Origin of the sequence: Streptomyces sp. NK15101 (assembly GCF_020400725.1) — a bacterium.
Taxonomy (GTDB): domain Bacteria; phylum Actinomycetota; class Actinomycetes; order Streptomycetales; family Streptomycetaceae; genus Streptomyces.
This window is the reverse complement of record NZ_JAINVG010000122.1, coordinates 1-15,167: the sequence shown is the minus strand read 5'-3', so window position 1 is coordinate 15,167 and position 15,167 is coordinate 1. Positions and strand designations below refer to the sequence as shown.

Genomic DNA, 15,167 nt, shown 5'->3' with positions numbered 1-15,167 from the left:
ACGACAGGGACACGGTGATTCCTCGACTTCTTCCGAACGTTCGGCGCGGCACTGGGCGGGGGTGGGCCGCCGGGCGGGGACCGCGTCGCTGTCGCGCGATCCCCGTGCCCAACGATCATGAGTGCTGTGACGCGCCGGAGGTTCCGGACACGGGCGACGAGTTTCGGACGGCGTAGTTCCACCCCGACCGCGATCCGACCGGGACCACGAATCCCGGGCTTCGGGACCCGGGACCACACCTCCCGGGCTCCGGCCCCCGGCTCCACATCCAGGTCCCGGCCCCCGGCCGCCACATCCAGGTCCCGGCCCCCGGCCGCCACGGCCCGGCGCCCGACCGGTCCCGGCCGCACAGGGACGTCGTCCCCCCCCGTGCGCCCGGCGGCCAGGGCGTCCGCGGACGTCGCTGACCAGCGAGGACACGCGTACGCGTACCCTCGTGGACGTGTCTGCTTCACGTCTCCACCGCGTCGCCGTCCTCGTACTCGAAGGAGCGAAACCCCTCGACGTCGGAATCCCCGCGCAGGTGTTCACGACCCGGGCGAGCATGCCGTACGAGGTACGGGTCTGCGGCGCGGAGCCCGGCATCGTGGCCGGCGGCGACGGTCTGTCCTACCAGGTCGCCCACGGTCTGGAAGCGCTCACGTGGGCCGACATCGTCTTCGTCCCCGGCTACCGCCACCCTGACCGCGAGGACCCGCCGCAGGCCGTCGTCGACGCGCTGATCGCCGCCCACGCCCGCGGAGCGCGGCTCGCCGCCATCTCGACGGGGGCCTTCGCCCTCGCCGCCACGGGCCTCCTCGACGGCAAACGCGCCACGACCCACTGGCACTACGCGCGGGCGCTCGCGGCCAAGTGGCCGCTGGTCCACGTCGACGAGAACGTCCTCTTCGTCGACGAGGGCAGCATGCTGACGTCCGCCGGCGCCGCCTCCGGAATCGACCTGTGCCTCCACATCCTGCGCGGGGACCTCGGCGTGGGCGCCTCGAACCACGCCGCCCGGCGCCTGGTCGCGGCCCCGTACCGCAGCGGCGGCCAGGCGCAGTACGTGCCCCGCAGCGTCCCGGAGCCGCTCGGCGAGCGGTTCGCCGCCACCCGCGAATGGGCGCTGCACCGGCTCGGCGAGCCCCTCACGCTGGAGATCCTCGCCCGGAACGCGGCCGTGTCGCCGCGCACGTTCTCGCGCCGGTTCGTCGAGGACACCGGCTACACGCCGATGCAGTGGGTCATGCGCGCCCGCATCGACATGGCCCGTGAACTCCTCGAACGATCCGAGCGGGGCGTCGAACAGATCGCCGCCGACGTCGGCCTGGGCACCGGGGCCAATCTCCGCCTGCACTTCCAGCGCATCCTGGGCACCACACCGACCGAGTACCGGCGCACCTTCGCGCAGGGGGAGTAGCCCCCGCCGACCCCTTGGCGCGATACTTGCGGACCGTGGCGATCACGCCGCTGGTCGGAGCGATCATTCCGCGCGAACCTGGGTGGCGAATCGGAAGGGACACCGCTCATGACTCGTATCGCCATCAATGGTTTCGGCCGCATCGGACGCAATGTGCTGCGCGCGCTCCTCGAGCGCGAGAGCGACATCGAGGTCGTCGCCATCAACGACCTCACGGAGCCCACGGCCCTTGCGCGGCTCCTCGCCTTCGACTCGACCTCGGGCCGTCTGGGCCGCCCGGTCACCGTCGAGGGGGACACCCTCGTCGTCGACGGCCGCCGCATCAAGGTGCTCGCCGAGCGCGAGCCGGCGCAGCTGCCCTGGGCCGAACTCGGCGTCGACATCGTCCTGGAGTCCACCGGCCGCTTCACCTCCGCCAAGGCCGCCCGCGCGCACCTCGACGCCGGCGCCAAGAAGGTGCTCGTCAGCGCGCCCGCGGACGGCGCCGACGTCACCCTCGCCTACGGCGTGAACACCGACGCGTACGACGCCGATCTGCACACGATCGTCTCGAACGCCTCCTGCACGACGAACGCCCTCGCGCCCCTCGCGAAGGTCCTCGACGACCTCGCCGGCATCGAGCACGGCTTCATGACGACGGTTCACGCCTACACGCAGGAGCAGAACCTGCAGGACGGCCCGCACCGCGACCCGCGCCGTGCCCGCGCCGCCGGCGTCAACATCGTGCCGACCTCGACGGGCGCCGCGAAGGCCATCGGCCTCGTGCTGCCGAACCTGGACGGCAAGCTGTCCGGCGACTCGATCCGCGTGCCGGTCCCGGTGGGCTCGATCGTCGAGCTCAACACGACCGTCGCCCGCGACGTGACCCGCGAGGAGGTCCTGGAGGCCTACCGCACCGCGGCCGAGGGCCCGCTGGCCGGTGTCCTCGAGTACTCGGACGACCCGCTGGTCTCCGCCGACATCGTGGGCAACCCGCACTCGTCGATCTTCGACTCGGCCCTCACCCGCGTCGAGGGACGTCACGTCAAGGTCGTCGCCTGGTACGACAACGAGTGGGGCTTCTCGAACCGCGTGATCGACACCCTGCAGCTCATCGCCACGCGCTGACGACGAGACGAACGGCCGACCCGCCGCACGCGCGCACGCGATGGGAACAGGCACGGTCACACGCCGACCCCGACCGCACGGGGGTCGGCGTGTGACGCGTTCTCGGCGCGGAACCGTCCTCGTTCCGGCGGTGGACGGCACACGAGGTCGCCCCCGGCGCCGTGGACCGGCGGAGGGTCCTGACCGGTCTCCGTCGCCCCGCCGGGTGCCGCGGACCGCCGAGGGGCCGCCTTCTTCTCAGCCGACCGCGTCGAACAGCAGCTTCGCGGCCACCGCCGCCCCGTCCGAGCGGATCGTGCCCGCCACCGCCGCCGCGCGGGCGATCACCCCGGGAGCGAGGGCCGTCCGGAGCGCTGCCGAGAGGGACTCGACGGACGGGCTCGCGCCGTCGTGCGCGACACCGACGCCCAGGCCGGCCACACGGCCCGCCCAGTAGGGCTGGTCGGCGCCCTGGGCGACGACGACCTGAGGTGCGCCCGCACGCGTGGCGGTCGTCGTGGTGCCCGGACCTCCGTGGTGCACGACGGCGGCGACCCGGCGGAAGAGCGCCTGGTGGTTGACCTCTCCGACGGCGAAGCAGTCGTCGCGGTCGTCGACGGGGGCCAGTCCGGCCCAGCCCCGGGAGACGAGCACGCGCCGGCCCTGCGCGCGGACCGCCTCGATCGCCACCCGGGCGATGTCCGGGGCGGCCCCCAGGGGCGTGCTGCCGAAGCCCACGTACACCGGCGGAGCACCGGCGTCCAGGAACTCCACCAGCCCGGCGGGGAGCGGGCGTTCGTCGGGCAGGATCCACGCGCCGGTCTGCACCACGTCCAGGTCCGTCGGCTCCCACCGATCCAGGACGGGGTCCGTGGCCAGCCACGGATGGCCGGTGAAGGCGTAGTCGCGGACATCGTCCACCGGAGCCAGGCCGGCCGCGGCCCGCTGGGCGTCGAGCATCTCCCCGAACATCTCGTTCGCGATGCGGGCGTCCAGGTCCCACAGCACCCGGTTGTCCGTCACCTCCCGCGGCAGCGGCCGGCCCCGCCGCGCGGGCGGCCGGCGGTGCGGGGAGGGCAGGACGACCGGCTGGTGACTCGCGTGTACGTAACGGATGCCCAGCTTCTCGGCCACCGACCGCGCACCGGCCGTGACCGGCAGCGGCCCGGCGGCCACCAGCACGTCACTTCCCTCGGCCACGGCGGCGACCGTCCCGAACTGAGCGGCCGTCAACTCGGCGGCCCGCTGGGCCAGGCCCACCGCCGACCCCGGCGTCACCGTCGTCACCAGCGGACGCACCGGCCGACCGGTCGGCACCACGGACAGGCCGGCCTCGGCGAGCCGCTCCGTGAACTCCTCGTCCGGCGGCGCGCACACCCGCACTTCCGCACCGAGCTCCCGCAACGCCACCGCGAGCCCCGCCGTCGGCTCGACGCTCCCGCGCGCCCCGTACGTCGACAACACCACACGCACTCTGTGACTCCCCTCCCACAACTTCCTTCCTGAGGAAGGGATTCTCCTCCCCGGTCCGTCCCGGGGGGAGCGGGACCGGCCGGCGGACGACTCCGCGATGTGGACCGGACCGTCGATCCGGCGCACCGGGACGTTCCGCGTCGGGGCCGCACGGCATCGTGAACGGGCGTTGTCAGACCCCTGCGACAGGATGGTGGGCATGACGACAACGCCCGCCGTTGAGGCGCACTTCAGCCTGTCCAGCCGTGCCGCCTACGAGGCCGCCATCGAGCGTCTGCGCGACGCGTCCCGCACGTACTTCGGCGCGGGCTACAGCGTCATGGACGACGCCACGTACGACCGGCTGCGGCTCGACGTGAAGGCCTGGGAGGCGGAGCACCCCGAGGACGTCGCTCCGGACTCGCCCGCCGACCGGGTCGCCGACGGCGCCGCCCCGGCCGGGGACGTCGTGCACACCACACGGCTGCTCAGCCTCGACAACGTCTTCGCGCCCGAGGAGCTCGTCGCCTGGGGCGCCTCGCTCCAGCGGCGGCTCGGGCACGAGCCGGCGGGAGGGTTCACCGTCGAGCCGAAGATGGACGGCGCGGCCGTCGCCGCCCGTTACCGTGACGGACGCCTGGTGCAGATCATCACCCGCGGCGACGGTACGCAGGGCGAGGACGTCAGCCACGTCATCGGGACGATCGTGGGCCTCCCCGAGCGACTGCCCGTCCCCGCCACCTTCGAGGCGCGCGGAGAGGTCCTCTTCACGCAGGAGCAGTTCGAGGCGGCGAACGAGATACGGATCGCGCACGGCGGAGACGTCTTCGCCAATCCGCGCAACGGAGCCGCCGGCACGCTGCGGGCGAAGGACCGGCCCTACCGTCTGGCCATGACGTTCTGGGCGTACGGCGCCGTCGACCTCGACGGCCGGGCGTTCCTGCCCGCCGGGGCCGGTCACGCCGAGACCCTGGCCGCGGTGGCGGAAGCCGGGGTGCGGACGACGGCGGCCACCCCGGCCGGACTGCACGTGGTCGCCACCCTCGCCGAGGCCCAGCAGAGGGTCGACGCCATCGCCGCGATGCGCGCGAGCCTGCCGTTCGGCATCGACGGCGTCGTCATCAAGGCCGACAGCGCCGCCGAGCAGACGACGGCGGGCTTCGGCAGCCGCTTCCCGTACTGGGCGATCGCCTACAAGCTTCCGGCCGTCGAGCGGCAGACCGTCCTTCAGGACGTGTTCTGGGAAGTGGGCCGTACGGGTGTGCTCGCCCCGACGGCCGTGCTCGCCGCCGTGGAGCTCGACGGGTCCACCGTCACCCGCGCCACCCTGCACAACCCCGCCGACATCCTGCGGCGGGACCTCCACATCGGGGACACCGTGACGGTTCACAAGGCCGGCGACATCATCCCGCGCGTCCAGGCCGCCGTCGTCGAACTCCGCCCGGAGGGCGCCGTTCCGGTGCCGCTGCCCGAGGCGTGCCCCCACTGCGGCGGGGAGATCGACAAGAGCCAGGAGCGGTGGCGCTGCGCGAAGGGCACCGCCTGTGCGCTCGCGCCGCTGATCGAGTACGTCGCCGGGCGCGACATCCTCGACATCGACGGCCTCGGCAGGAAGTACGTCGACGCGCTGATCGCCGCCGGCGTCGTCGGTGACGTCGCCGACCTGTTCACCCTCACCGAGGAGCAGCTCACCGCCGCCTCCGGCAGCGCCAAGCGGGGCGCGAAGCTGGCCGAGCAGATCCGGCTCGCCAAGTCCCGTCCCCTCAGCCGCGTCTTCTGCGCGCTCGGCGTGCCGGGCACCGGCCGCAGCATGTCCCGGCGCATCGCCGCGTACTTCGGCACGATGGAGGCCATCCGGGCGGCCGACGCCGCCGCCCTGCAGGAGGTCGAGGGCATAGGCCCGGAGAAGGCGCCGGTCATCGTGGAGCAGGTCGCCGCGCTCGCCCCGGTGATCGACAAGCTGATCGCGGCGGGCGTCCGCATGACCGAGCCGAGGCAGGAGAAGGACGAGGACGCGGCCGACGGGCCGCTGAGCGGGAAGACCGTCGTCGTGACGGGGAAGATGACCGGCCCGTTGGAGGGCTGGGGGCGCTCCGAGATGGGCGCGCTCATCGAGAAGGCCGGCGGGCGCGCGGGCAGCGGCGTGAACTCCAGGACCACGTACCTGGTCGCGGCGCCGTCGGCGAACGGCAAGCCGAGCTCGAAGGCCGTCAAGGCCGGGGAACTGGGCGTCGAGGTCCTCACCCCGGAGGACTTCGCCGCGCTGGTGGCCGCGTACCTGGACTGAGCCGAGCCGCACGCCTGCCGGGGGCGGTACGGGCGGAGTGCGGCGACGTCAGTCGCCGCCGGCCCTCGGGCGCGGGACGGACACCGTGGACGGGAGCCGGGGCGGGCCGCCGAACCGCACGGGAACGCCCGGTGAGTACAGCACGCTCACGGGCTCCCCCGGGGGACGGCGGAGCCCGGCCGCGGCGAGGAGGGTCTCGTCGCAGCCGAGGAGACGGGCGCGGTGCAGCGGCCAGCGCGGGTGGGTGTTCGGCAGGTAGAGGGGGCGTCCGCGGAAGGAGCTGTGCATGCCCCACCGGGCGGTCAGGAAGTGTTCGAGCTCGGTGGGCTCCTCGACCCGCTCGCCGACGTCCAGGCTGATCGCGCTGTGCGCCCCGCGCGGCCCCGGCCACCGCCGCCTGCTGGTGTAGGTCACGGTGGAGCCGTCGTTCCGGACGGACATCCTCGACCACACGTAGGGGATGCGGAACGCCCACCGTCCGACGGCCACGGGGACGAGGCGGGACGCGTCGAGCGAGCGGAACACCACACCGCGGCGCCCGTGACCGTCCACGGAGTACAGACGCACATTGGTCTCCGGGAAGCTCCCGAGGTACGGGAGGCCGGGAAGGCGGAACCAGCCGACGCGGTGCATCCGGAAGGCGACGAGACCGACGTAGGTGAATCCGTCGAGGGTGTCGGGCACGGTTCCGGCCGGAAGGAGCGGGGCCACCTCGACGGGGTCCACGGGCCAGTGCAGAAACGCCAGGTCGAGCCAGGACTGCGTGAGCAGGGTGCGGTTCGTGCGGTGCGGCGGGTCGGCCGATATGGGCTCCGGCTCCACGGCGGGCGGCGTCTGCGGCATCGCAGCAGTATCCGGCACCGGCGGGTGGGGCGCATCGGGTTCCGACGGAGGCTGCCCTCCGCGGCCCGGCGAGGGCAGCGGGAACGCCCGGCCCTCCGCCCCGAGGCCGGAGAGCCTGCGCAGGGCCACCTCGAACTCGCACCGTCCCCTCCGGAAGGAGGTCGCGCAGCCGCCCGGTACGTTGCGCCGCTCGACCAGGAGGGTCCGTACACCCGCTTGCCGGAGGGGGGCGGCCGCGGTCAGACCGGCGTTTCCGGGCCCGTCTCGGCGGTCCGGCCGGTGGCCTCGCCGGCGGGGGCGGTGCCCGCGGCCTCGGCGGCGATCCGGTCGAACTGCGCCCCCATCGCCTCGGCCAGTGCCTGCGCGGCGGACAGCGGCCGGACCATGACCGTGAAGCCGTCGATGAGGCCCTGCTCGTTCAGGTGGAGGAAGTCGCAGCCGGTGATCGCGCGGTCGCCGACGCGGGCCTCGAAGACGAGGGCGTGGTCGCGGCCGCCCTCGCCGGTGAACTCCCGGACGTAGTGGAAATCGGTGAGGACGCGGGACACCCCGCGCAGGACGGCCGCTGTGATCGCCTTGCCCGGGTAGGGCTTGAAGGCCACGGGGCTGGTGAAGACGACGTCCTCGGCGAGGAGCGCCTCGATCGCCGCGTGGTCGTTCGCCTCTACGGCCTGACGGAAGGACTTCATGCACATCTCCACGACATGATTACTCAACTAATTGATTATATGGAGAGGAGGCTAGTGAGGCGAAGGCAGCCCTGTCCAGGCCCACGACGGTCCTTCTCGCTGACGGAGGCTGCCGGAGGGCTGCCGGGGCCCATCGCCCGGCCGTGGAAGGCGGTGCGTACGGCCGCGAGGCCGCAGGCGGTCAGGCGGTCAGCGGAGTCCGGCGGGCCGGCCGGGAAGCTCCGCGCCGAGAAGCCCCGCGAGGAGCGCGTCGCTCGCCGGGCCGAGGAGGCGCCGCGGCTCGGGGGCGCTCTCCAGGCCGACGGCCAGGGCGATCGCGATGTCGGCCGCCTCGGAGGGCTCGAACCCCGCTGCCGTACCGGCCTCGGTGAACAGGTCGACGAGCAGCCGCCGCAGGTCGCGGGTGAAGGCGCCGCAGATGGTGCCGAAGAGGCGTGCTTCGGTGTCGATCAGCTCGGCGGTGTGCGGCGAGGCGGCGTCGAGCTCCAGGACGAGGTCGAGCTTGGCGGCGAGGACGCCCCGGACGCGTTCCGCGTACGGGGCGTCCTCGTCGGCCGCCGACCGCCGGGCCCGCACGAGCGCCCGGTCGTGCAGGCGCGCGGCGAGCCGGCGGAAGGCGTCGTCCTTGTTGCGGACGTACTGGTAGACCGCGGACCGGGACACCCCCATGGTGGTGGCGATGTCGTCCATCGTGGTGCGCCGCACGCCGTACCGGGTCAGACAGTCGTACGCGGCGTCGAGGACCTCGTCGAGCCGGTCCGTGCCCATGGGGCTCAGGCCAGCTTCTTGAGCAGCTCCGCGGCGAGCGGGGCGGAGGAGGACGGGTTCTGGCCGGTGATCAGGTTGCCGTCGACGACCACGTGCGGCGCCCACGGCTCGCCGGCCCGGACGTCCACGCCGGCCTCGAGGAGCCGGGTCTCCAGCAGCCACTTCGCCTTCTCGGCGAGGCCCGCCTGGGTCTCCTCGGCATTGGTGAAGGCGGCGACCTTGCGGCCGGCGAAGGCGTTCGAGCCGTCGGCGTCGGTGGCGGCGAGAAGGGCGGCCGGCCCGTGGCACACGACGCCCAGGGGCTTGCCCGAGCGCAGGGTGTCGACCAGCAGCCTGCCGGAGGTGGCGTTCACGGCGAGGTCCTCCATGGGGCCGTGGCCGCCGGGGTAGAAGACGGCGTCGTAATCGGCCGGACGGGTGTCCTCCAGCTTGATCGGGTGCTGGATCTCGCCGATGGAGGCGAGCGCCGCGGCGACCTTGTCCGCGCCCTCCTGGCCCCCGTTGACCTCGGGAGCGAGGCTGCCCGCGTCGACGGTCGGGACGACACCGCCCGGCGTGGCGACGACGACCTCGTGACCGGCGGCCTTGAACGCCTCGTACGGCGCGACGACCTCCTCGGCCCAGAACCCGGTCGGGTGCTTGGTGCCGTCGGCCAGCGTCCAGTGGTCGACACCGGTCATCACGAAAAGGATCTTCGACATGAGAGAGCTCCAGGGAAGGGCGGGCCCGGGCGGGGCCCGGAGACGGGGGTGCGCACACTGACACTCTGGCCCGAGTGACGTTCCGCGGCGAGATCGTCAGTGCGGCGACGTCCTCGACAGTAGGCCGGAGAGCCATAGGGATCCAATGAAGAAACCAATGCCTCCGATAGGGATCCCGATGGATCGACGAGGAATACGCACACGCCGAGCCCCCGGCGATCCGCTCCCCGGACCGGCGGGCCGACCGGCACCGGACGGACCCCTGCGCCGACACCGACCGGCAGCGCGAGTTCGTCCACCGACGAGTCGTCGTCCTTCGCGGCAACCGCTGTGCCGCCGATCGCGTCGTTGTCCTCGTTGCACCGCGTCTCTTCGCGCCGGGTGTTGTAGACGGTGCGGCCCCACCCGGTGGTGGGGAACCGGGGAAGTCGCCCGGGATGTCCACGCCGGCCTTGACCGTCGGTTCCTGGCCCGCCTTCAGCTCCACCCGCCAGAAGGGGGCCTCGCCGACGGCGATGGACTGCCGGTGGGTGCCCGGTCCGATCGGGGTGGCGCTGTCGAAGGAGAAGCCGCCCTCGGCATCGACCCCGGTGCGGGGCTTCGGAGCCCGCGCGCCGGCCCCCCGGGTCGTCTTGTCCGCGATGCCGACGAGGAGTTCGACGGGCATGGGCCCGTCGCCGGGCCGGGTCACCCGGTTCTCGACCATGATGCAGCCGATGTCGTCCGGTGCGTGCTTCTCGCTGCCCGCTCCGGGCCTGCTCCGGCCTCCGGTGAAGATGATGTCCGTCCCTCCCATCGACTGGTCGAACTCCTGCAGCCAGTCGCGGGGTTCGTCGTCACCCGGAGGGCCGGCCGAGACGGGGATGACGGAACCGCGCTCGTACCCCTCCTCGGCGACGGCGGTGGCGCTCACCTGGAGCCGCTGGTCCGGCCGCTTCCTGACCTTGTAGGAGAGGTCGCGCCCTCCGGTGAACCCGTCCAGGAACTGGCCGGGCGCGACCAGCGGACCGTCCTGGCAGCCGACGGGGGAACCCGCCACCGGCTTGCCGGTGGCGTGGTAGGTCCGCCACCCCTTGCGGAACAGGGCGCCCAGATCGGCGGCCAGCGAGTCGGCGTCGTCGGTGTCCGGGTACGACCCGTCGGCCACGTCGGCGACGCACTTCAGCTGCGTACGTGCCGAGGACGGCGTCCGGAACCCGACCACGTCCACGGCGAGGTCGATGCCCTGCGCCTTGAGCTCGCGGGCCACCTCCCACGGAGGCGGCGCGCAGGTGTCCTCACCGTCCGAGACCAGGACGATGCGGCGCTTGCCGCTCGTTCCGAGGCCCTCGGCGGCTTCGCGGAGCGAGACGCCGATCGGTGTGAACCCCACCGCCTCGAAGCCCGCGCCCGCTTCTTGGCGTCGGCACGCGCGGCGTGCTCGAAGCCGTCGAGTTGGGGCGACCGTCGATCCTACGGACCGAGTGCTCTTCCAGGGCGTGGACGTGTTCGCGCTTCCGGCCCGAGACGTCGTCCGGCGGGTCGGTGAGTTCACCTCCGTCGAGGAAGACCCGGACGACGCCGGTTCGTTCGTCGCCCAGGACTTGCTGCTGAGCTTCTGGCGCCCGTTCGCAGCCGACGACGAGCCCGGCAATGAGCGGGGCTACTACTTCGGTTCGGTCCTGGTGGCACGGCCCGGCTGCTACGACACCCCCGCCCAGGCCGCGGAGCGGCTCCGGCAGAGTTCGTGACGGGCCGGTCGGGAGACCGGCGGAACTCGCTCGTGATTCAGTCCCACCAGAACGACCAGGAAGTCCGTCCCACCAGGTCCGCCGCGTACTCGGAGAAGGGCGTGGGCGGGTCGTCGACGATGTTGTCCGCGGTCGAGAGCACGTGCTCCAGGGCGAGCAGGGTCGCGTGTTCCGCCTCGACGGGAGGTCTCGCGACCGACACGTGCAGTTCGCTGTGGAAGGCCGCCACGAGCCGGGCGCCGAACCGGTCCTCCCAGCTCCGCAGGAGTGCGCAGAGGAGAGGCAGCGGTGCCTCCGCGGACCAACCGGTCAACGCCAGGGCGTCGCTGCCGCGACGGGCGGGGACGAGAACGAGACGGCACCCGTCCAGCCCGGACGAGCCCCTCTCGATGATCCCGGTCGCCAGGCGTGAAGCAGCCTCCTCCGGCGTCGGGTCCCAGGAAGCGGTCGGCATCCCCGGTGCCAGGCCCGGCCACTCTTCGTAGGGCGGGCCGGGGTCGTGCGGCCACGGCTCGATTCCCTCAGGTGTCGGAGGCGGTGTCGGGTCCGACCAGTAGGGCAGCCGCTCGCGGCGGTACTCGGCGAAGTCCGCGGCCGGCACCTCGTCCAGGCGGACGGCGGCGACGTGGTCGGGGCTGAGCGGTCTTCCCGCGGCGTCGGGCCGGCACAGGAGCGGGACCGGGCCGTGCGTTCCCCGCTCGTCCAGCAGGCGGGGCCACAACTCCTCGACGCCTCGGGGGAACGCGTCGGAGACCCATATGCGGGTGGAGCCACACGACATGAACCGGCCGGGAGGCAGACCGTCGGGCAGGGCGAACGACATGACCGCACAGTAGGCCGAGCCACTGACAAGCCCGTCGGGCGCCGGCGCTTCGCGGCGGGCGCGGTGACCGCCAGAGGTGGTCGGCACCGCCGGACGGCGGCGGCGCCGACCCCTCACCGCCTTCGTCGACGGCCGTCACGCACGCGGCTCGTCGGCGGGGTCATGGAGGGTGATCGCCTGCACGGGGCAGGCACGCACCGCCTCGCGGACCAGGGTGCCGGTGCCGTCCTCCCGGCCCGGGACGACCGTCCCGAAGCCGTCGTCGTCCTGGGTGAACACGTCCGGGGAGGTCAGGGCGCACTGTCCCGCGCCGATGCAGACGTCCGCGTCGATCGACACGCGCATGGGCACCGCTTCCTTCGCCATGTTCCGCACCGCTCCTCTCACCATGCGACGGGGAGTTCGAGCATCCCCTGGATCGTGTCGCCCGGCTTGAACGGGATCTCCTCGGCCGGGACGGCCAACCGGAGCCCCGGCAGTCGGCGCAGGAGCGTCCCGAGCGCGATCTCCAGCTCCGCGCGGGCGAGGTTCTGCCCGAGGCACTGGTGGATGCCGAAACCGAACGCCACGTGATGGCGGGCGGACCGGGCCCAGTCGAGGGCGTCCGGGTCGCTGTACGCGGAGGCGTCCCTGTTGATGACCGAGGTCGAGAAGACCACGCCCTCGCCCGCCCGGATCACCGTCCCGGCGACGTCGATGTCCTCCCGCGCGACCCGCAGCAGCCCGTCGGCGATCGAGAGGAACCGCAGCAGCTCCTCCACGGCGGCCGGTACGAGCCCGGGATCCGCCCGCAGTTCCGCCAGCCGCTCCGGGTGGCGCAGCAGGGTGTACGTACCCAGGGAGATCATGTTCGCCGTGGTCTCGTGCCCGGCCACCAGCAGGATCGTGGCGAGCTGCACCAGTTCCTCGCGGTCGGGGCCGCCGCCCTCGGACCCGCGTGCCACCAGGTCGTCGAGGACGCCGTCGCCGGGCTTCCGGCGCTTGCGGTCGATCAGGTCGCCGAGGTAGCCCTCCAGTCGGGCCAGCGCCTCCTCGGTGTCCGCGGCCGTCGGACCGCGCAGCAGCCGCCGCGACTGCTCCTCGAAGAAGTCGTGGTCCGCGTACGGCACGCCGAGCAGGTCGCAGATGACGATCGACGGCACGGGCAGGGCGAACGCGCTCACCAGCTCCGCCGGCGGCCCCTGCGCCTCCATCGCGTCGAGGAGCCGGTCCACGGTCTCCTGGATGCGGGGCCGCAGCGTCTCGGCGCGCTTCAGGGTGAAGCTGGGGATCAACAGCCGTCGCTGGGCGTTGTGCTCGGGGTCGTCCCAGCCGAGCAGCGCCGCGCGCCGGCGCCTGCGCACGGCCGTCGCGCGCTCCGTCGGCAGCGGGAAGTCGTCACGGGTCGAGTCGGTGGACAGGCGCTGGTCCGCGAGGAGGGAGCGGGCGGCCGCGTGTCCGGTGACGAGCCACACCGGCCTTCCGTCCCAGAGGGTGACCCGCGTCAACGGGTGCTCCTCCTCGGTCCGTGGGTAGGCGGCGGGCGGGTGGTAGGGGCAGGTCCGGTCCTGGGGGAACGCCACGGCTTTCGTCACGGGGGCCTCGCTGGGAGCGCATCGGTGGCAGGGACTGTGTTGCCGTCTCCACTACATGCCTCAGGCACCTATCTGGTCTACGCACAGTTCGGCCATTCCACCGGAACGGGCGCGGTCCATACGGCGGGCGGTCGCCCGGGCGTTCCGGTCTGCCGGGTGGCCGTAAACTCGCCTGCCGTGGAAGAGATCTTCAGGCTCGGCGAGATCAGCTGCCCTTCGGGGGTCCTGGTCGTCGTGGACGGCGGCCATCTGGGGCTGTGGAGCGGGGAGCGGTCGCCGGCGGAGATCGACCCCGCCGTGCTGGGCGTCGACGATCCGGCGACGGCCGCCGACGTACGCGGCTCGGTCGATTTCGCCGTGGTGGGCCCCGATGCCCCGGCGGCGGTCCGTGGCTTCGGCCGGCAGCCGGGCGACATGCTGCACGACATCCCGGCCTCCCGAGTGGCGGAGCTGGAGGCCGTGTTCGCCGAGCACTGCCGGACGGCGGGACTCGATGCCCGCCTGGAGGCGGTGCCCGGGCGCGAACCGCATGCCCACCGGGCGCGTCGCACCGCCGCCGGAGGTGGTGGCGGCTTCCTGATGTTCGGGCTGCCCGTCGTCGCGGTGGGAGGAGTGCCCCGCGACCGCCGTCTGCCGGTGCGGGCTTCGCGCGTCGACTTCGGCGACGGCATCGGCCCCCGCTGGTCCGAGATGACCGTCCGGATGAGCGAGGCCCGCCCGGTGTCCACCGTGCGGCTGGGTGACATCGGCGTCGACCGGGCCCGCGTCCTCTTCGGCGATGCCGAGGCCCTGAACGACTGGCAGCACGACGAGCCCGTGGACGGTCTCGCCGACGTCGCCTTCTGGGGCGCGGCCGCAGAGGAGGCCGCCGCCGTGTTCGGAGCGCCGGAACTGGGGGAGCCCGGTGAGGACGGTGTCCGGGGATGGACCGGGCTGGCCGTTCCGCGGGCGATCGAGAAGGCTCGTGCCCTGCAGGGGTGGAAGGAGGAGAGGGGGCTGCGCATGATGGTGGACTTCCGGCCCCATTCCCACCACTGGCAGGTCATGCGCCAGGTCCGTGCCTCCGACGTGGAGTCCGGGACGGTGGACATCGGCGACGCCCGACTGCTCTGCGCCATGACCAGCTGGGGCGACGGCTGCTTTCCGGTGTCGGCCGACCTGGATGCCACGGGCGCCCCGGTCGCGGTACGGGTGAGCTTCTCCGGAGCGAGCGAGTAGCCGCCGCGCCCGACGGGCACCGCGAAGTCGGGCCGCGCCCGGCCGGGGCGGTGGCGAGCGTAGGACGACGGTCGTCGGGACAGCGGCGACGGCGGGACGGCGGTCGTCAGGGCGCCGGCGACAGGGGGATGACGGCCGTCAGGACCGTTCCCTCTCCCGGCGTCGATTCGATCATGAGCTCGCCGCCGAGCTGCCGGACACGCGCACGCATGACAGGCAGCCCGTGGCCGCGCACGCCCCCGGGCTTCTCGACGGGGTCGAAGCCGCGGCCGTCGTCGGCGATGTCCAGGACCACCTGGTCGTCCAGGTGACTGAGGGTCAGTGCCGCCGTTCCGGCGTCGGCGTGCTCGCGGATGTTGGCCAGCGCGCCCTGGGCGATCCGCAGCAGCGCCGCCTGTACGCGGTCGGGAAGCGCGGCGGCGGGCGTGCCGTCCTGGTGGAAGCGGACCCGGAGGGTCTCGGAGGACTCCCGCTCCGCGAGGGAGCGCAGGGCCTCTTCGAGGCCGCCGCCCCCGGCGAGGTCGGCGGGGGCGAGGTCGTGCACGAAGCGGCGGGCCTCGGCGCGGGGGGGTGTCGGGGGGGGCCCCGTCCTGCGGG

Annotated in this window: 15 protein-coding genes; 6 read left to right on the top strand and 9 right to left on the bottom strand. The window is 73.3% G+C overall.

What is annotated here, in order from left to right; translation table 11 throughout:
• The first annotated feature begins 442 nt into the window (after positions 1 to 442).
• Positions 443 to 1,399 (top strand): GlxA family transcriptional regulator, encoded by a 957-nt coding sequence (locus K7G60_RS35820; protein WP_225805137.1) that lies wholly within the window; start codon positions 443 to 445, stop codon positions 1,397 to 1,399.
• A 108-nt stretch (positions 1,400 to 1,507) separates the two neighbouring features.
• Positions 1,508 to 2,506, top strand: coding sequence for a type I glyceraldehyde-3-phosphate dehydrogenase (gene gap / locus K7G60_RS35815; protein WP_225805136.1), 999 nt, complete (start codon positions 1,508 to 1,510; stop codon positions 2,504 to 2,506).
• Positions 2,507 to 2,743: 237 nt separating this feature from the next.
• On the opposite strand, the gene K7G60_RS35810 is transcribed toward gap, so the two are convergent.
• The gene (locus K7G60_RS35810) at positions 2,744 to 3,952 is read right to left on the bottom strand and encodes a glycosyltransferase (protein WP_225805141.1); all 1,209 of its coding nucleotides are present in this window, start codon (positions 3,950 to 3,952) and stop codon (positions 2,744 to 2,746) included.
• Between the two features lie 205 nt (positions 3,953 to 4,157).
• Here K7G60_RS35810 and ligA point away from each other — a divergent pair, with 205 nt between their 5' ends.
• On the top strand, positions 4,158 to 6,224 hold the full coding sequence (ligA, locus tag K7G60_RS35805; RefSeq protein ID WP_225805135.1) for an NAD-dependent DNA ligase LigA: 2,067 nt from the start codon (positions 4,158 to 4,160) through the stop codon (positions 6,222 to 6,224).
• A 48-nt stretch (positions 6,225 to 6,272) separates the two neighbouring features.
• On the opposite strand, the gene K7G60_RS35800 is transcribed toward ligA, so the two are convergent.
• The 4 genes from K7G60_RS35800 to K7G60_RS35780 all read right to left on the bottom strand — a co-directional run bounded on the left by K7G60_RS35800 (position 6,273) and on the right by K7G60_RS35780 (position 9,225).
• Positions 6,273 to 7,067: a YqjF family protein gene (locus tag K7G60_RS35800; protein ID WP_225805140.1), complete on the bottom strand. Its 795-nt coding sequence runs from the start codon at positions 7,065 to 7,067 to the stop codon at positions 6,273 to 6,275.
• A gap of 239 nt (positions 7,068 to 7,306) precedes the next feature.
• Positions 7,307 to 7,756, bottom strand: coding sequence for a nuclear transport factor 2 family protein (locus K7G60_RS35790; protein ID WP_225805139.1), 450 nt, complete (start codon positions 7,754 to 7,756; stop codon positions 7,307 to 7,309).
• A gap of 189 nt (positions 7,757 to 7,945) precedes the next feature.
• The gene (locus K7G60_RS35785; RefSeq protein WP_225805134.1) at positions 7,946 to 8,524 is read right to left on the bottom strand and encodes a TetR/AcrR family transcriptional regulator; all 579 of its coding nucleotides are present in this window, start codon (positions 8,522 to 8,524) and stop codon (positions 7,946 to 7,948) included.
• A 5-nt stretch (positions 8,525 to 8,529) separates the two neighbouring features.
• Positions 8,530 to 9,225, bottom strand: a complete 696-nt coding sequence (locus tag K7G60_RS35780; RefSeq protein ID WP_225805133.1) for a type 1 glutamine amidotransferase domain-containing protein — start codon at positions 9,223 to 9,225, stop codon at positions 8,530 to 8,532.
• A 437-nt stretch (positions 9,226 to 9,662) separates the two neighbouring features.
• Here K7G60_RS35780 and K7G60_RS35775 point away from each other — a divergent pair, with 437 nt between their 5' ends.
• Both K7G60_RS35775 and K7G60_RS35770 read left to right on the top strand, forming a co-directional pair.
• Positions 9,663 to 10,175: a hypothetical protein gene (locus tag K7G60_RS35775; RefSeq protein ID WP_225805132.1), complete on the top strand. Its 513-nt coding sequence runs from the start codon at positions 9,663 to 9,665 to the stop codon at positions 10,173 to 10,175.
• 513 nt (positions 10,176 to 10,688) lie between these two features.
• Positions 10,689 to 10,955 (top strand): hypothetical protein, encoded by a 267-nt coding sequence (locus tag K7G60_RS35770; RefSeq protein WP_225805131.1) that lies wholly within the window; start codon positions 10,689 to 10,691, stop codon positions 10,953 to 10,955.
• Between the two features lie 37 nt (positions 10,956 to 10,992).
• Here the strand turns inward: K7G60_RS35770 and K7G60_RS35765 are convergent, their stop codons facing one another.
• The 3 genes from K7G60_RS35765 to K7G60_RS35755 all read right to left on the bottom strand — a co-directional run bounded on the left by K7G60_RS35765 (position 10,993) and on the right by K7G60_RS35755 (position 13,352).
• Positions 10,993 to 11,778, bottom strand: coding sequence for a DUF4253 domain-containing protein (locus K7G60_RS35765; protein ID WP_225805130.1), 786 nt, complete (start codon positions 11,776 to 11,778; stop codon positions 10,993 to 10,995).
• A 135-nt stretch (positions 11,779 to 11,913) separates the two neighbouring features.
• Positions 11,914 to 12,123, bottom strand: a complete 210-nt coding sequence (locus K7G60_RS35760; protein WP_225805138.1) for a ferredoxin — start codon at positions 12,121 to 12,123, stop codon at positions 11,914 to 11,916.
• Between the two features lie 38 nt (positions 12,124 to 12,161).
• The gene (locus tag K7G60_RS35755; RefSeq protein WP_225805129.1) at positions 12,162 to 13,352 is read right to left on the bottom strand and encodes a cytochrome P450; all 1,191 of its coding nucleotides are present in this window, start codon (positions 13,350 to 13,352) and stop codon (positions 12,162 to 12,164) included.
• 177 nt (positions 13,353 to 13,529) lie between these two features.
• On the opposite strand from K7G60_RS35755, the gene K7G60_RS35750 reads away from it, so the two are divergent.
• Positions 13,530 to 14,570 (top strand): hypothetical protein, encoded by a 1,041-nt coding sequence (locus K7G60_RS35750; protein ID WP_225805128.1) that lies wholly within the window; start codon positions 13,530 to 13,532, stop codon positions 14,568 to 14,570.
• A 106-nt stretch (positions 14,571 to 14,676) separates the two neighbouring features.
• Here K7G60_RS35750 and K7G60_RS35745 read toward each other — a convergent pair.
• A partial coding sequence (locus K7G60_RS35745; protein WP_263986687.1) for a sensor histidine kinase occupies positions 14,677 to 15,167 on the bottom strand: 491 nt, incomplete at its 5' end.

Coding starts and splice junctions, on each gene's coding strand:
- gap (WP_225805136.1), top strand. CDS start 1,508: ATGACTCGTATCGCCATCAATGGTTTCGGCCGCATCGGACGCAATGTG.
- ligA (WP_225805135.1), top strand. CDS start 4,158: ATGACGACAACGCCCGCCGTTGAGGCGCACTTCAGCCTGTCCAGCCGT.
- K7G60_RS35800 (WP_225805140.1), bottom strand. CDS start 7,067: ATGCCGCAGACGCCGCCCGCCGTGGAGCCGGAGCCCATATCGGCCGAC.
- K7G60_RS35790 (WP_225805139.1), bottom strand. CDS start 7,756: ATGAAGTCCTTCCGTCAGGCCGTAGAGGCGAACGACCACGCGGCGATC.
- K7G60_RS35785 (WP_225805134.1), bottom strand. CDS start 8,524: ATGGGCACGGACCGGCTCGACGAGGTCCTCGACGCCGCGTACGACTGT.
- K7G60_RS35780 (WP_225805133.1), bottom strand. CDS start 9,225: ATGTCGAAGATCCTTTTCGTGATGACCGGTGTCGACCACTGGACGCTG.
- K7G60_RS35775 (WP_225805132.1), top strand. CDS start 9,663: ATGTCCACGCCGGCCTTGACCGTCGGTTCCTGGCCCGCCTTCAGCTCC.
- K7G60_RS35765 (WP_225805130.1), bottom strand. CDS start 11,778: ATGTCGTTCGCCCTGCCCGACGGTCTGCCTCCCGGCCGGTTCATGTCG.
- K7G60_RS35760 (WP_225805138.1), bottom strand. CDS start 12,123: ATGCGCGTGTCGATCGACGCGGACGTCTGCATCGGCGCGGGACAGTGC.